The sequence below is a fragment of the Halorussus caseinilyticus genome (assembly GCF_029338395.1).
Taxonomy (GTDB): Archaea; Halobacteriota; Halobacteria; order Halobacteriales; family Haladaptataceae; genus Halorussus; species Halorussus caseinilyticus.
In genome coordinates this window covers 2,560,459-2,574,719 of the sequence record NZ_CP119809.1, presented here as the reverse complement: position 1 = coordinate 2,574,719, position 14,261 = coordinate 2,560,459, and the positions used below count along the sequence as shown (strand labels likewise).

General features: G+C 58.5%; 13 protein-coding genes. 10 read left to right on the top strand and 3 right to left on the bottom strand.

Going from position 1 to position 14,261, the window contains the following annotated elements; translation table 11 throughout:
* The first annotated feature begins 83 nt into the window (after positions 1–83).
* The 3 genes from P2T60_RS13005 (at position 84) to P2T60_RS12995 (ending at position 5,058) form a co-directional block, all read left to right on the top strand.
* A complete protein-coding gene (locus P2T60_RS13005) occupies positions 84–1,286 on the top strand; it encodes a sugar phosphate nucleotidyltransferase (RefSeq protein WP_276279682.1) in 1,203 nt (400 codons plus the stop codon).
* Between the two features lie 105 nt (positions 1,287–1,391).
* Positions 1,392–3,182 (top strand): glutamine--fructose-6-phosphate transaminase (isomerizing), encoded by a 1,791-nt coding sequence (gene glmS, locus P2T60_RS13000; protein WP_276279681.1) that lies wholly within the window; start codon positions 1,392–1,394, stop codon positions 3,180–3,182.
* Between the two features lie 55 nt (positions 3,183–3,237).
* The gene (locus P2T60_RS12995; protein WP_276279680.1) at positions 3,238–5,058 is read left to right on the top strand and encodes an ABC transporter ATP-binding protein; all 1,821 of its coding nucleotides are present in this window, start codon (positions 3,238–3,240) and stop codon (positions 5,056–5,058) included.
* Between the two features lie 34 nt (positions 5,059–5,092).
* Here the strand turns inward: P2T60_RS12995 and rfbB are convergent, their stop codons facing one another.
* A complete protein-coding gene (rfbB, locus tag P2T60_RS12990; RefSeq protein ID WP_276279679.1) occupies positions 5,093–6,019 on the bottom strand; it encodes a dTDP-glucose 4,6-dehydratase in 927 nt (308 codons plus the stop codon).
* Positions 6,020–6,223: 204 nt separating this feature from the next.
* On the opposite strand from rfbB, the gene P2T60_RS12985 reads away from it, so the two are divergent.
* Positions 6,224–7,231: a hypothetical protein gene (locus tag P2T60_RS12985; RefSeq protein ID WP_276279678.1), complete on the top strand. Its 1,008-nt coding sequence runs from the start codon at positions 6,224–6,226 to the stop codon at positions 7,229–7,231.
* A 248-nt stretch (positions 7,232–7,479) separates the two neighbouring features.
* Here P2T60_RS12985 and P2T60_RS12980 read toward each other — a convergent pair whose 3' ends face one another.
* Complete coding sequence (locus P2T60_RS12980; protein WP_276279677.1) at positions 7,480–8,190, bottom strand: class I SAM-dependent methyltransferase; 711 nt, start codon at positions 8,188–8,190, stop codon at positions 7,480–7,482.
* Positions 8,191–8,407: 217 nt separating this feature from the next.
* Between P2T60_RS12980 and P2T60_RS12975 the strand changes: the two genes are divergently transcribed.
* Positions 8,408–8,617, top strand: coding sequence for a hypothetical protein (locus P2T60_RS12975; RefSeq protein ID WP_276279676.1), 210 nt, complete (start codon positions 8,408–8,410; stop codon positions 8,615–8,617).
* Between the two features lie 51 nt (positions 8,618–8,668).
* Here P2T60_RS12975 and P2T60_RS12970 read toward each other — a convergent pair whose 3' ends face one another.
* Positions 8,669–9,619, bottom strand: a complete 951-nt coding sequence (locus P2T60_RS12970; RefSeq protein WP_276279675.1) for a glycosyltransferase — start codon at positions 9,617–9,619, stop codon at positions 8,669–8,671.
* Positions 9,620–9,780: 161 nt separating this feature from the next.
* Here P2T60_RS12970 and P2T60_RS12965 point away from each other — a divergent pair, with 161 nt between their 5' ends.
* The 5 genes from P2T60_RS12965 to P2T60_RS12945 all read left to right on the top strand — a co-directional run bounded on the left by P2T60_RS12965 (position 9,781) and on the right by P2T60_RS12945 (position 14,054).
* Positions 9,781–10,875: a DegT/DnrJ/EryC1/StrS family aminotransferase gene (locus P2T60_RS12965; RefSeq protein ID WP_276279674.1), complete on the top strand. Its 1,095-nt coding sequence runs from the start codon at positions 9,781–9,783 to the stop codon at positions 10,873–10,875.
* A complete protein-coding gene (locus P2T60_RS12960) occupies positions 10,872–11,300 on the top strand; it encodes a sugar 3,4-ketoisomerase (protein ID WP_276279673.1) in 429 nt (142 codons plus the stop codon). The genes P2T60_RS12965 and P2T60_RS12960 overlap by 4 nt, the downstream gene beginning before the upstream one ends.
* A 48-nt stretch (positions 11,301–11,348) precedes the next feature.
* Positions 11,349–12,050, top strand: a complete 702-nt coding sequence (locus P2T60_RS12955) for an acetyltransferase (protein WP_276279672.1) — start codon at positions 11,349–11,351, stop codon at positions 12,048–12,050.
* 252 nt (positions 12,051–12,302) lie between these two features.
* Complete coding sequence (locus P2T60_RS12950) at positions 12,303–13,061, top strand: glycoside hydrolase family protein (RefSeq protein WP_276279671.1); 759 nt, start codon at positions 12,303–12,305, stop codon at positions 13,059–13,061.
* Between the two features lie 51 nt (positions 13,062–13,112).
* The gene (locus tag P2T60_RS12945; protein WP_276279670.1) at positions 13,113–14,054 is read left to right on the top strand and encodes a GNAT family N-acetyltransferase; all 942 of its coding nucleotides are present in this window, start codon (positions 13,113–13,115) and stop codon (positions 14,052–14,054) included.
* Positions 14,055–14,261: the final 207 nt, after the last annotated feature.

Genomic DNA, 14,261 nt, shown 5'->3' with positions numbered 1-14,261 from the left:
TCGCGTCTCGCCGCCGCCGCTCGTCGTCTCGCGGCGTCTCCCGAGGGCGAAAGTTGATACGGCCCGTAGCCGATACGTAACCCATGACCGTTCGCGCCGCCGTCGTGCTGGCCGCGGGAGAGGGGACCCGTCTACGGCCGCTGACTCGGAACCGTCCGAAACCGATGCTTCCGGCCGCCGACCGGCCGATTCTCGAACACGTCTTCGACGCGCTCATCGGGGCCGGAGTCGAGCGCCTCCACGTCGTCGTCGGCTACAAGCGCGACCGGGTGCAGGACCACTTCGGGCCGACCTACCGGAACGTCCCGGTCAACTACGTCGCCCAAGACAAGCAGTTGGGGAGCGGTCACGCCCTCCTGCAGGCGAGAGAGGCCGTCGCCGACGAGGACGGCTTCCTCGTCGTCAACGGCGACCAAGTTATCGAGCGCCAGATGGTCGCCGACGTACTCGACGCATTCGAGGAGACCGACGGGGCCGCGACCCTCGCCGTGACCGAGCGGGCCGACGTGTCTCACTACGGCGCGGTCGTGATGGACGGCGACCGGGTGGTCGAGTTGGTCGAGAAACCCGAGACCGACGACTACCGCCTGCTCAACGCCGGAGTGTACGCCTTCGACCCCTCAATCTTCGACGCCATCGAGGAGACCCCGCGTGTGCAGGGGGAACTCGCGCTGACCGACACGCTGGTCCGCCTCATCGACCGCGAGGCGACGGTTCGGGGCGTCGTCACCGAGGAACTCTGGGAGGACGCCACCTACCCGTGGGACCTGCTGGACGTGGCCCGCGACCTGCTCCTCGGCGGGCGCGTCACCGAACCCGAACGCGGCGAGTCGGTGTGGGTCGCCGACAGCGCGACGGTTCACGACGACGCCACGCTCCAAGGTCCGGTCGTGGTGGGTCCCGACACGGAAGTCCGACCCGGCGCGGTCGTCGGCCCGTACGCCGCGCTCGGCCGGAACGCCACCGTGGGCGCGAACGCCGTCGTCTCCCGGTCGGTACTCGACACCGACACCCGCGTCGGCGCGAACTCGACCCTGTTGGACTGCGTGACCGGACAGGGCGTCTCGCTCGGCGCGAACGCCACGGTTCCGGGCGGACCGGGCGACGTGCGCGTCGGCGACACGGTTTTCGAGGGCCAGCGACTCGGCGCGCTGTTGGCAGACCGGGTGCGCGCCGACGGCGACGTGAGTTTCGCGCCCGGCACACTGGTCGGACCGAGCGCCCACCTCCGAACCGGCGTCACCGCGTCCGAAAATATAAGCGAACACGCCGACGTGTTCCGCTAACATGAACGAGATTGCGGTGACTACGACCGAGGTGGCGGCGAGTGCGACCGAGGTGGCGGCGAGTGCGACCGAGGTGGCGGCGACTACGGACGAGGGTACGGACTGATGTGTGGTATCATCGGTTGCGTCGGCCGCGGCGACGAGACGCTCGACGTTCTGCTGTCGGGTCTCGAAGGACTGGAGTACCGCGGCTACGACTCCGCGGGGGTCGCGCTCTCGAACGGCGACCTGTCGGTGTGCAAGCGCGAGGGCGAGATACAGCGACTCCAGCGTGCCGTCGCCACCGACCTCGGCGGGCCGGTCGGCATCGGTCACACCCGCTGGAGTACCCACGGCCCGCCGAGCGACGACAACGCCCACCCCCACACCGACTGCGCGGGCGACGTTGCGGTCGTCCACAACGGCATCGTGGAGAACTACGCCGACCTCCGCGAGGACCTCCGGGCGGCGGGCCACGAGTTCGAAAGCGACACCGACACCGAAGTCGTCCCCCACCTAATCGAGGACCGACTCGCCGACGGCGCGACCTTCGAGGAGGCGTTTCGCGCGGCGGTCGCCCGACTGGAGGGCAGTTACGCGCTGGCCGCCGTCTCGAAAGACTCGGAGGCCGTCCTCGCCGCCCGAAACGACTCGCCGCTGGTCGTCGGCGTCGGCGACGACGCCGCCTACCTCGCCAGCGACGTGCCCGCGTTCCTCGACTACACCGACCGCGTGGTGTATCTGGACGACGGCGAGTTCGCCCGCCTCGAATCCGGGTCGTGGACCGTCTCGGACGCTGAGGGCCGACTCCTCGACAAGTCGGTCTCTCGGGTCGCGTGGGACGCCGAGGAGACCGCAAAGAGCGGCTACGACCACTACATGCTCAAGGAGATTCACGAGCAACCCCGCGCGCTCCGGAAGTGTCTGCGTGGCCGGGTGGACGAACTCACGGGGTCGGTCGAAGTCGAGTCGTTAGCGGGTCTCGACCCCGAGTCCGTCCAGTTCGTCGCCTGCGGTACCTCCTACCACGCCGCGCTGTTCGGTGCCCGACTCCTGCGCGAGTCGGGCGTCCACGCGCAGGCTTTCCTCGCCAGCGAGTACGCCACCGCGCCGCCGCCGATTTCCGACGGCGGTCTCGTCGTCGGCGTCACCCAGAGCGGCGAGACCGCGGACACCCTCGCGGCGCTCCGGGAGGCCAGACGCCGCGGCGTCGAGACGCTGGCGATGACGAACGTGGTGGGTTCGACCGCCGCCCGAGAGTGCGACCGGACGCTGTTCATCCGCGCTGGCCCGGAAATCGGGGTCGCGGCGACCAAGACGTTCTCCTCGCAGGTCGTCGCGGCGAACCTGCTCGCGGGCGTCGTCGCGTCCGGCGACGACGCCCGCGAGATTGTCGAGGCCCTGCGCGACCTGCCGGGGCAGGTTCAGGCCATTCTGGACGACACTCGGGCCGCGAAAGTCGCCGAAACGTACGTCGATAGCGAGGGCTACTTCTTCGTCGGCCGGGGCCACCACTACCCGGTCGCGCTGGAGGGCGCGCTGAAGATGAAAGAAATCACGTACAAGCACGCCGAGGGTTTCCCGGCGGGCGAACTCAAACACGGCCCGCTGGCGCTCGTGACCGACGAGACGCCCGTCTTCGCCGTCGTGACCGGCGACGGCCCGGAGGCGACCAAGACCGTCGGGAACGTCAAGGAAGTTGAGGCCCGAGACGCGCCGGTCGTGGCGGTTACGGACGGCGCGTCGGACGCGGGCCGGTTCGCCGACGCGGTGCTGGAGATTCCCGAGACCCACCCTCGCGTGGCCCCGGTGCTGGCGAACGTCCAACTCCAGTTGGTCGCCTACCACGTCGCCAAGCGACTCGGCCGAAGCATCGACAAGCCCCGGAACCTCGCCAAGAGCGTCACCGTAGAGTGAGCGTTACGGCCGTATCGTATCGTTTTTCTATTCGGATGGAAGTCCTTTGCGTAGAATGGATGCAGACTCCGAGCGGATTCACTACCGGAAGCAACTCCAAGCTCTAGTGCGAGTTGCCAGATACAGACCGGGATTTACGGCGGCGATTATCGTCGCTGGCGTCTTTGCGGCGGCGCTCGAAGCGGTCGGGTTGAGTTTCATTCTTCCAATCATCGAAATCGTGCAGGCACCGGGGAATCCGGCGGCCAACGCGGAGGGGGTACTACTGGTGTTCGTGGCGGCGTATCAGCGGCTGGGAATTCCATTCACGCTCGCTACCGTGGTCGCGGGCGTTAGTTTCGTGCTTACGGTTCGGTGGACCTCGACGTTCGCCGTCCGATGGTTGCGCGGAGTTTTGGCCGTTAACTACACGCGAGAACTACAAACACGGGCGTTCGGAAATGCACTCGACGCGCGGGTCGAGTACTTCGACCGGGAGGGGTCGGACGATATTCTCAACGCGATTGTAACTCAGGCCGAGTACGCCGGTCGAGTCATACAGTTCGTCGTCAACTTCCTCGAACAGGGACTGCTGTGTCTGATGTACCTCGCAGTCGCGTTCGTGCTGTCACCGCTTCTGACACTCTTTGCCATCGTGTTTCTCGGTGGCTTTTCGATACTGTTCCGGTACGTTTTGGAGTCGGGCTACGATATTGGCGACCGGGTTGCGGACGCAAACGAACGCGTCCAACAGACCGCACAGGCAGGGACACAGGGAATTCGGGACACGAAGCTATTCGGGCTAAAAGGGGAACTCTTCGGTGATTTCTTGGATGCGGTAGAACAGTTTGCCAGTTCGAGTATCAAACAGCGTCGTAATCAGCAGGCGATACAGAATTTCTACAACCTGTTGACGGCAATCTCGGTATTCCTGTTGATATATCTCGCTATAGATTTCGCCGAGATGTCACTTGGCGCACTGGGTGTTTTCCTCTTTGCGATGTTCAGACTCGGACCGAAGGTGAGTAATCTCAACACGAAACTCTATAAGATAGAGAACAACCTCCCGCATCTCGTTCGAACGCAGCAGTTCATCGACGAACTTGACCAAAGTCGAGAGCGGGAAGTCGAGTTAGAGTCGGTGCCTGAAGAAGTGCGAACGGTTACGTTCGACGATGTTCACTTCTCGTATCGAGGTCAGGACGAGGAGGTACTGTCGGGTGTCTCTCTAGAACTCGAGAAAGGCGAATTCGTGGGAATCGTCGGTGAGTCCGGTGCTGGAAAATCAACAATCGTCTCGTTACTGGCCCGCTTTTACGAACCGGATTCCGGTGAAGTTCGGGCGAACAGTCACCCGATTGATGAAATGCCAATCGACGAGTGGCGCGAGCGGATTGCAGTCGTTCGTCAGGACCCGTTTATCTTCAACGACACGCTTCGCTACAACCTCACCATCGGGAATCGGGATGTCTCGGAGGAAAAGTTGGACAGAGTTACTCGGATTGCCAAGGTAGACGAGTTCTTCGACGAACTGCCCGAGGGATACGACACACGACTCGGGGACCACGGTGTGCGTCTCTCGGGGGGACAGCGACAGCGTGTCGCGTTAGCCCGAGCGTTACTGAAGGAAGCAGACGTGCTTGTGCTCGACGAGGCTACGAGTAATCTCGATTCGATGCTGGAGAAAGAGGTGCAAACGTCCATCGAGAATCTGGAATCGGACTACGCGATGATTGGAATCGCCCATCGACTATCGACAGTACAGAATGCCGACCGGATTCACACGGTCGATTCGGGAGAAATCATCGAGACCGGAAGACACGAGGAACTCGTTGCGAAAAACGGACAATACGCGAAACTGTATAGCATGCAGTCGCAAGGTACGGAGAAGACGTGAACTGTTCCGTTAACAGAGGGACTACACAACTGAATCAGTCGAGATAGTAGCTAACAGTCGAGTCGAGGGCGTCCTCGAAGGAGTAACTGGGCTTCCAGCCGAGTGATTGAATCTTTTCACTTTCGAGTGCGTACCGCTGGTCGTGGCCAGCACGGTCCTCGACGAATTCGATTAGCTCATCTGAGGCACCGACGGCATCGAGAATCGTCTCGGTGACTTCGAGGTTCGTCTTCTCGTCGTGACTACCGATGTTGTAGACCTCGCCGACCTTGCCATCCCGGAGTACGAGGTCGAGCGCACGGCAGTTGTCCTCGACGTATAGCCACTCGCGGACGTTCGACCCGTCGCCGTACAGCGGCAACGGTTCACCGGCGGCGGCGTTCTGGATAAACTTCGGTATCAGCTTTTCGGAATGCTGTCGTGGACCGAAGTTGTTGCACGTTCGCGTGACGAGTACCGGTAGGTCGTGAGTTGTCTCGTAGCTCTGGGCGAGCAGGTCGGCACCTGCCTTCGTCGCAGCGTAGGGATTCCGTGGATTCAGCGGGTCGTCTTCGGCGAATTTCCCGTCGAGTACTTGACCGTACACCTCGTCGGTAGAAACCTGAAGGAATCGCTCGATACCGGCGTCCTTAGCCGCATCGAGGAGTGTCTGTGTACCTTGCACGTTCGTCGAGACGAACGGTTTCGCCCCCTCGATAGAGCGGTCGACGTGTGACTCCGCCGCGAAGTTGACGACCACATCAACGTCTGCAACGAGGTCGGTGACGAGGTTTTGGTCGCGGACATCTCCTCGAACGAATTCGTGGCGAGGGTCGTCGAGGACACCCTCTAGATTGTCTCGAGAACCCGCGTACGTCAGTGCATCGAGCGTGACGACTTCAGCGTCGTCGTGTTCGCCAAGAACGTAGTGGACGAAGTTCGACCCGATAAACCCAGCGCCGCCAGTGACGAGGATGCGCATATTGTGGCCATGTTAGGGGCATCTATTTACATTCTTGTTGGAACACGCTCCTCGTCGGCGAACGGGCCGCTCGGTATGATATTGTCAACTTCGGCAAACAGCGTAATTGGGAAGTTAGCTCGGGACGACAATCCCCTCTATGTAAAACCGTACAGTTGGCTCATCGCGGACTTTATACGTGGCGCGTTTGGAAACGAGTTCAGTATGGGCATCGCCAGATTAGTGAAGCGAGGAATTGCGAATCCGCTAAAACTCCGAAAGTTAGTTACCGAAGAAGTGGTGCGACACAATATTGGCAGGGAGCTAAACAAACTGTATCATAGTCGCGGAAACAAGCGGTCGTGGAATCCTCGTGGTATCGACATCTTCAGTGAGGACTGGGATAACCTCGTCATCCTTGATGCGCTTCGATACGACGCAATGCGGGCGGCTATCGACCGCCGTGGTCTTGAGTGGAATATTACATCTCGTATCTCTCGTGGTTCTCAAACTCCGGAGTGGCTTTACGCGAATTTTGCTGGCCGCCAACTCTACGATGTCGTCTACGTCTCGGCGTCGGCGATGCCACAGTACCTTGGCGTTGAGAACGGCGATAGTAAACGCCAGCAGCGATACGGGTTTAATCTTGATGTTCACGAACTCAGAAATATCTGGATGGACCCGCCAGAACAAGCCGTGGAGACGTTCATCGAGAGGGATGAGGCCGACATGGTGTTGCCCGCCGAAACAATGATTGAACCGGCATTAGAGGCGGTCGAAGACCATCCTGACAAGCGTATTCTAATTCATATCACGCAGCCACACGACCCATATCTCGGTGAAACTGGCCGTAGTTTATACGACGACGTTGATGCACCGTGGCAGGCGAAACTCACGGGTGACCTCAATGTACCCGTATCGACGCTCCGGGAGGCGTACCGGGAAAACGTAGATATGGCAGTGGAAGCAGCGGCGGAACTGGTTGAGAAAATGCCGGGAAAGACTGTGGTCAGTTCGGACCACGGCGAACACTTGTTGGACCGTGCCGGTCCAATTCCAACGCGGGAGTTCCTCCATCCGGATAAGGTGTATACCGACGAACTGGTGAAGGTACCGTGGGTTGAATTCGAAGGCAGACGACGGGAGATTACCGCCGAACCGCCGGTAGCTCAAGCAGATGAGACAAAAAACAGGACTACGGAAGAACAACTAAACGCGCTCGGCTATCTCTAGCGAGATTCCGTCAAACGTGACCAATCCAAGCGGTGTTACCGACTCACCTCAGAACTCGGTTAAATGGCGGAGCTGAGTTACGGCCGGGAACGTACGTGTCTTCGACACGAAGACGAAGGAGTACCGGCGACGGGTTTCAGTCCACCGGACCGTACCTTTCCGGTGCGACCGTAGACTTCGCAGGTTCGGGAGCGAGTCGGGAACTAGCATCTCTCGATTGTACTGAACGGGAACTGGCGGCAACTCACCTAACGGCCGTCGGCTTCTTTGACTGCGTATCCGAAGCTACTTGTCCAGCCTTTACTCCCGTCGCTGGGGATGCAACCAAGTCCACTTCCCGCCCCGACGAGACCCGGCGGAGAGGTATCCAATGTCGTTTGCCACCAGTCTCGGTCAAAATATAGCTGGCTCACCGGATAAAAGTCCGCACCGTGGGTATAGATACGGCAGTCTTCTTTGAGTTGGGGCCAAAGCTCCTCTAACACGATGGCATTCGCGTCTCGGTAATCAGCATCGACGTAGCCGAGGGCGCACTCCTCGGAGAACTCCGGAAGAGTCTCGTCGAACGGGCCTTCGTGAATCGTCACTCGTTGGGGGCACCCGTAGCGGTGGAGGTATCGCTCGAAATCAGCGCGTGACGCCACGTAGTCGTCTGTGGTCCATCCGGATTCTGACCCGACTCCCTCGCCGACTATGTGTGCGTCTTCAGGGGTCGAATCTTCAGGCATTCCATCAAAGGAATCGAACACGTGGACGTGGCGGTCTGTAAGTTCTGCGGCGAGAGAAAGGTTTGCAGTGGTTCCCCCGAGGTAACAACCGCACTCGACGATACAGCCCTTTTTTGACCGGGGAAGCGTGAGAATCTCACTGATAAGTAACAGTTGCTCACTGAATCTCATTCCAGCGGGAATAGAACGGTAATTCCGGGCCATCCGTGCAAGCAATAACAGATTGTCCATCACTGACCGTCCCCGCCGACCGGTTGACCCGAATATGCGTGCAAAGTATAGCGGCCAGCTAGCGGCGTAGAGTAGGTTGCGATAGGTATCGTAGAGACTACCGAGCCTATTCAACGTGGACATAGTATAACGCTCCCCGTGACTTCGTTTATACCTTGTGATTCTGTAACTATCATAGTTCAGCACAGTAATGCCGATACATACCGTAGTCGGGTATATGGACGAGTGGAAGCTGGTACGACGTTCCGACGGCGAGGAGTATCTGTTTCGGAGCGGTGAACGACGCGATGTCTCCGACTGTCCTGCCGAACTGTTCGATACCGTCCGGTCGCATCTAAAGAACGTTGACGAGATTCGAGTCAACGAGACGACCAAACCGGTCTCGGAATCGGCACGACGGAGACTCGAAGAGTTGGGGTACCGATAAGGCTTGCTCTGGCGTCCCGATTCGGTTAAGAAACACGGTGTTGCTTCGCTACTAGTTGCTCTCGTTGGTGGGTCCGAGTCCGACCTGATTCAGCCAGCTATACACCCACCATCCAATCCACTTCCACGAGTAGACGGAGTATCGGACGCTGTTAAGCAGGTTGTGGCGGCCGCGTTCGTTCTCGTTTGCGAGAATATCCGACACCGCCCTCCGGTAGTACATGTATCCTCTCCGGTGTCGAACCGCATCGCAAAGTTCGGGATACCGGCTCTCGACGATGGCGAGCGTCACAAATTTGTCTATATCGTGTTGGACGGATTCAGTGATACTTTCGCTGTGCTTTCGGTAACGCGCCATCGGTCTGTCGATGTACCTCACCGTCCCGTCCGTGGTGGCGCACGTTTCAATCCACATGAGCCAGTCTGAGGCGATGGGGACGCGCTCGTCGTATCCGTCTGCGGGGATAGCCTCCCGGCGTACCATGATGCTCTGTGCAGACAGGAAACTCGTGCCCTTAATTACGAGTTGTTCGGCGAGCGTTCCCGTGTCACCCTCTACGGGAGGTGTCCCTTCGGGACCCGAATTCCAGTAGAATTTGGTTTCACCGTTCTCCGAGTCGAAGACTTCGACATCGTGATAACATAGCGCGCAGTCCGGGTCTGACTCGAGAACCTCGACCTGTGACCGTATTTTTCCCGGACGCAGGATGTCGTCACCCGAGTGAAAGACGACGTATTTCCCCGAACAGCGCCGAAGCACTTCGTTGCAGTTCCCCGTGATACCGAGGTTCTCCTCGTTCCGGAAGGCCGTAATAGTCTCTGGATACTCCGCGGCGTACCGAGAAACGATGTCCCACGTCGAGTCCGTCGAGCAGTCGTCTCCGATGACGATTTCCAGATTCTCGTACTCCTGTTGCAGGGCCGACTCTATTGACTCCTCGACGTAGTTCTCGTGGTTGTACGTGGGGAGAAAGACCGAGACTAGAGGTTCGGAATCTGGCATTCTGGTAATCGGAGTAAGACAGTTCTGCCCTTTATCTCCTACTAAACGTCGAACGACTACCGATTATCGCGTAAGCGGTCGCTCGGCAGGTCCGTTACTGTGTCGTGTGCCCACGTCAACCAGAAGCCAAATTTATAGGCCGACGGGGTAACGATTCACTAATGCCTACGGTCCCATTTCTGGATTTCTCGCGGGAGTACGACGAAATCGGGTCGGAGATGCTTGCGGCGGCAGAAACCGTACTCAGTTCGGGCGACTACATCCTCGGAAATCAGGTCGAAGCGTTCGAGCGGGACTTTGCGGAGTACGTCGATGCGGACCACGGTATCGGGGTGAACTCCGGCTCGGACGCCCTGAACCTCGCACTAGACGCGGTAGATATTGAGGCGGGTGACGAGGTAATTCTGCCCGCACATACGTTCGTATCGACCGCGGACGCAGTTGTCCACAACGGCGGAATCCCGGTGTTCGTCGACATCGACCCGGAGACGTACACAATCGACCCGAGTAGCGTCGAACGGAACCTCACGGAGGACACTGCGGCGATTATCGCGGTTCACCTCTACGGCCAGCCTGCGGATATGGACCCGCTCCTCGAACTCGCCCGTGAACACGACCTTGCAATCGTCGAGGACGCATCTCAGGCGCACGGCGCTACGTACAAGAATCGGCCCGTCGGCGACATCGGGGACGTTGGTTGCTTCAGCCTCTATCCGACCAAGAACCTCGGCGCGTACGGCGACGCGGGAATCGCCGTAACGTCGGACGACGAACTGGCCGAGTACCTTCGGATGGCCCGCGAGTACGGGTCACCCCGAAAGTATCGGTACGAATTCGTCGGGTCGAACAGCCGACTCGACGAGTTCCAAGCGGCGTTCCTCGACGAGAAACTCGAGTACTTAGACGAGTTCAACCAGCGACGGCGTGACTGCGCGGCACAGTACGATTCTCTGTTGGAAAGTGTCGTCACTCCGACGGTCGCCGACGACGTATCGCACGTCTACCACCTGTACGTCGTTCAGACGCCTCACCGGGACGCACTTCGGGAACACCTCTCCGAGAGTGGCGTCCAGACCCTCATTCACTATCCGACGCCGATTCACCAGCAACCCGCCTACGAGGACATCGGGCGTACTGGAGACCTGTCTGTGACCGAGCGCACCGCGGACCGGATTCTCTCCCTCCCGATGCATCCTTGGTGCCGGAGTGACGAGATTGAGTACATCGCCGCACTGATTGAGGAGTTCGAGGCATGAATCACGACTGTGATGACCCCTCCATCGGTCGCCGAATCGACCTTCCGAAAATCGCCGACGAGCGCGGGAACCTCACCTTCATCGAGCAAAACGGTCACGTCCCATTCGAAATCAAACGCGTCTACTACCTGTACGACGTACCCGGCGGCGAGTCTCGGGGCGGCCACGCCCACCGCGAACTCGAACAGTTCATCATCGCCGCTAACGGGAGTTTCGACCTCGTACTCGACGACGGAACCGACCGTGAGCGCATCCACCTCAATCGCTCGTATTACGGAATCTACATGCCCGCTGGCGTCTGGCGTGAACTCGAGAACTTCTCGTCGGGGTCGGTGTGTCTCGTCCTCGCGTCCGAACACTACGACGAGGACGATTACATCCGGGACTACGAGGCGTTCGTGGAGTGGCGCGACGACACTCTCTAGTCCCGCCGGATGAACCACCTTTTTACTACGGAACAATCCAGATTTCGTATGAACCAACCCGAGAGAACGGACGGCAGGGACCTTATCATCGTCGGCGCGGGGGAGACTGCCAAAATTGCTCACGAGTACTTTCGATTCGACTCCCCGCACACGGTGCATGCCTTCAGTGCCGAAGAGGAGTACATCGATTCGGAGACCGTGCAGGGCCTCCCCGTCGTCCCGTTTAGTGAATTGGCTGAGAAGTATCCCCCGTCGGAGTACGCGGCCTTTGTCGCCGTCTCGTCCACGAAGTTAAACCGAGTTCGCCAAGACCTGTACGAGCGAACGAAGGAGAACGGTTATTCGCTGGTGTCCTACGTGAGTTCCGACGCCTTCGTGTGGCGAACCGCGGAAATCGGCGAAAACGCGTTCATCTTGGAGAACAACGTGGTGCAACACGACTGTACGATTGGTGATAACGTCGTTCTCTGGAGCGGCAACCACGTCGGACACCGAAGTCGAATCGGCGACCACAGTTTCATCACATCCCACGCCGTGATTTCCGGGTTCTGTGACGTTGGCGAGTTCTCGTTTATCGGCGTTAATGCCTGTATAGCCGACGAGACTTCTATCGGAAACGATTGTATCGTCGGAGCGGGCGGAGTCGTCCACAGGGACCTCAAAGAGGGGAAGGTCTACGTCGGGAATCCGGTCGCCCCACTGGAGAAGAGCAGCTACGAATCGATGGGCATGGAACGGCCGGAAGAATGACCGGACTATCGGTACGGCCTTTCGACCGCGGCTTTGTTGCGAGAGAACCAAGACGTGTTTAACGATAGAGGCCAGAGGAATCGTATGAGTAGGCATCACTACCAGAAGTTGGGGAGAATATATGCCGTCGATTCTCAGCAATCGTGGAAGTCCGCCTACGCATACGTTCCGACACCATACCGGGTTTCGGAAGACCGTATTCGGCTATACTGTGCCTATCGAGACGAGGATGACGTTGGACGTGTCGGATTTGTGGACGTTGATGCAGACGAACCGACGACGGTTGTAGATACTGCTACCGAACCGGTACTCGACACTGGCGACCGGAACGCATTCGACCACTACGGGGTTTCACCTGCCTCAGTTGTCGAGATAGGCGATTCGTTGGGGCTGTTTTACTTCGGATGGGACCGCCCCGAGGAAGTCCGCTATACGATGTTCGCGGGATTGGCGCTCTCGAACGATGGCGGCGATTCGTTCCAGCGCTACTCGGACGAACCAATCCTTCCGCCGATTGAGGGCGAACGATACGCCCGTTCGGCGCCGTTCGTGATTCGATGTAACGGAAAATACCACATGTATTACGTCGCCGGGGATGAGTGGATTGCGGTCGACGGCCAGAAAGTCCCAACATATAATCTGAAATATAAACAATCTTCGGATGGATTATACTGGGACGACGGACCCGGAGAGACCGTGTTAGAACTCGACGGCGAGGACGAGTACGGCTTCGGTCGCCCCTTCGCTATTCACGAGAAAGGCGTGGTGAAGCTTTGGTACTCGGTTCGAACGCGGTCGAAGGGGTATCGAATCGGCTACGCCGAATCGACCAACGGTACGGATTTCGTCCGAATGGACGAACAAGTCGATATCGATGTTTCGCCCTCCGGGTGGGATTCCGAAATGGTCTGCTTTCCCGGCGTGATAGACGCCGGAGACGGACATCGATACATGTTCTACAATGGGAACGGATACGGGAAAACGGGAATCGGAGCTGCGAGACTCGAATAATGAGAAGCATCAATGGTAAATAGACTCAGCAAATCATAACCACAACAGAGAATGGAACTGGTCGAATACACACCTGAATTCGAGGCGGACTGGAACGAATTCGTTGCACGGTCCAAGAACGCTACCTTTATGTTCAATCGGGGATACATGGAGTACCACTCGGACCGCTTCGAGGATAAATCGCTCATCTGTTACTATAAGAACGACCCAATCGCGCTGTTTCCCGCGAACGTCACCGAAAACGAGATGATTTCCCACGGTGGCTTGACGTTTGGCGGTTTCCTTACCTCTAACCGGGTAAAGACTCCGAAGATTATGGAACTCTTCGAGGAACTGACTACCTATGCAGAACGGCAGGGACTTGAGCGAATCATCTACAAGTGCATCCCATATATCTACCACAACTATCCGGCCTCCGAAGACCGATATGGACTGTTCCGGCACGACGCTCATTTGACGAGGCGTGACGTGACAACGGTCATCTCCCGTCCCAATCACCCCGAGTTCCAGAAGAACCGACGGCGGAAAATAGCCGATGCGGAAGACGCTGGACTCCAAGTGCGTGAGTCCACCGACTTCGAAACCTACTGGGACATCCTCGAGATTAACCTTGACGAGGAACACGACGTAGAACCCGTCCACACCTTAGAAGAAATTGAACTTCTCCACGACCGTTTCCCGGACAACATCCGACTAATTGCGTCCTTCGAAGAGGGCCAGATGGTTGGCGGTGTAGTAATATATCAGAGCGAGCAAGTTGCCCGAACCCAGTATATCGCGAATAGTAACAGAGGCCGTGAAGTCGGTGCATTGGACATCGTCTTCGACCGCTTAATCCACGGGAACCTCATCAGTACCGAGTACCTTGACTTAGGCATTTCCACGGAAGACGCTGGCCGGTATCTCAACGAAGGACTGGTGTTCTTCAAGGAAGGCTTCGGGGGGCGAGGGGTCGTTCACGACTTCTACGAGATTCCAATTGGAACCTATTGAAAACTAATCGGGAGTCCGTACATGCCCTTGACTCCGCGTTCGGACAACTGGACTAGACCTTTTCTTCGAATGACCGTATTGAGGGCTACAACGGAGTACCTCTTTGGGAGACGAGTCGAACGGCTTTGTACTCGGCGAGCAGAACCAAGCGTTCGTTCCCATCCCGGATAAAGATTGGTAGATTTAAGTCCCGACGAGAACCAGTAG

What these genes read in the sequence shown, in the direction of transcription:
- P2T60_RS13005 (WP_276279682.1), top strand. Translation starts at nt 84, where the DNA reads ATGACCGTTCGCGCCGCCGTCGTGCTGGCCGCGGGAGAGGGGACCCGT.
- P2T60_RS12975 (WP_276279676.1), top strand. Translation starts at nt 8,408, where the DNA reads ATGGACGAGTGGAAGCTGGTACGACGTTCCGACGGCGAGGAGTATCTG.
- P2T60_RS12985 (WP_276279678.1), top strand. Translation starts at nt 6,224, where the DNA reads ATGGGCATCGCCAGATTAGTGAAGCGAGGAATTGCGAATCCGCTAAAA.
- P2T60_RS12945 (WP_276279670.1), top strand. Translation starts at nt 13,113, where the DNA reads ATGGAACTGGTCGAATACACACCTGAATTCGAGGCGGACTGGAACGAA.
- P2T60_RS12995 (WP_276279680.1), top strand. Translation starts at nt 3,238, where the DNA reads ATGGATGCAGACTCCGAGCGGATTCACTACCGGAAGCAACTCCAAGCT.
- P2T60_RS12965 (WP_276279674.1), top strand. Translation starts at nt 9,781, where the DNA reads ATGCCTACGGTCCCATTTCTGGATTTCTCGCGGGAGTACGACGAAATC.
- P2T60_RS12955 (WP_276279672.1), top strand. Translation starts at nt 11,349, where the DNA reads ATGAACCAACCCGAGAGAACGGACGGCAGGGACCTTATCATCGTCGGC.
- rfbB (WP_276279679.1), bottom strand. Translation starts at nt 6,019, where the DNA reads ATGCGCATCCTCGTCACTGGCGGCGCTGGGTTTATCGGGTCGAACTTC.
- P2T60_RS12960 (WP_276279673.1), top strand. Translation starts at nt 10,872, where the DNA reads ATGAATCACGACTGTGATGACCCCTCCATCGGTCGCCGAATCGACCTT.
- glmS (WP_276279681.1), top strand. Translation starts at nt 1,392, where the DNA reads ATGTGTGGTATCATCGGTTGCGTCGGCCGCGGCGACGAGACGCTCGAC.
- P2T60_RS12970 (WP_276279675.1), bottom strand. Translation starts at nt 9,619, where the DNA reads ATGCCAGATTCCGAACCTCTAGTCTCGGTCTTTCTCCCCACGTACAAC.
- P2T60_RS12980 (WP_276279677.1), bottom strand. Translation starts at nt 8,190, where the DNA reads ATGGACAATCTGTTATTGCTTGCACGGATGGCCCGGAATTACCGTTCT.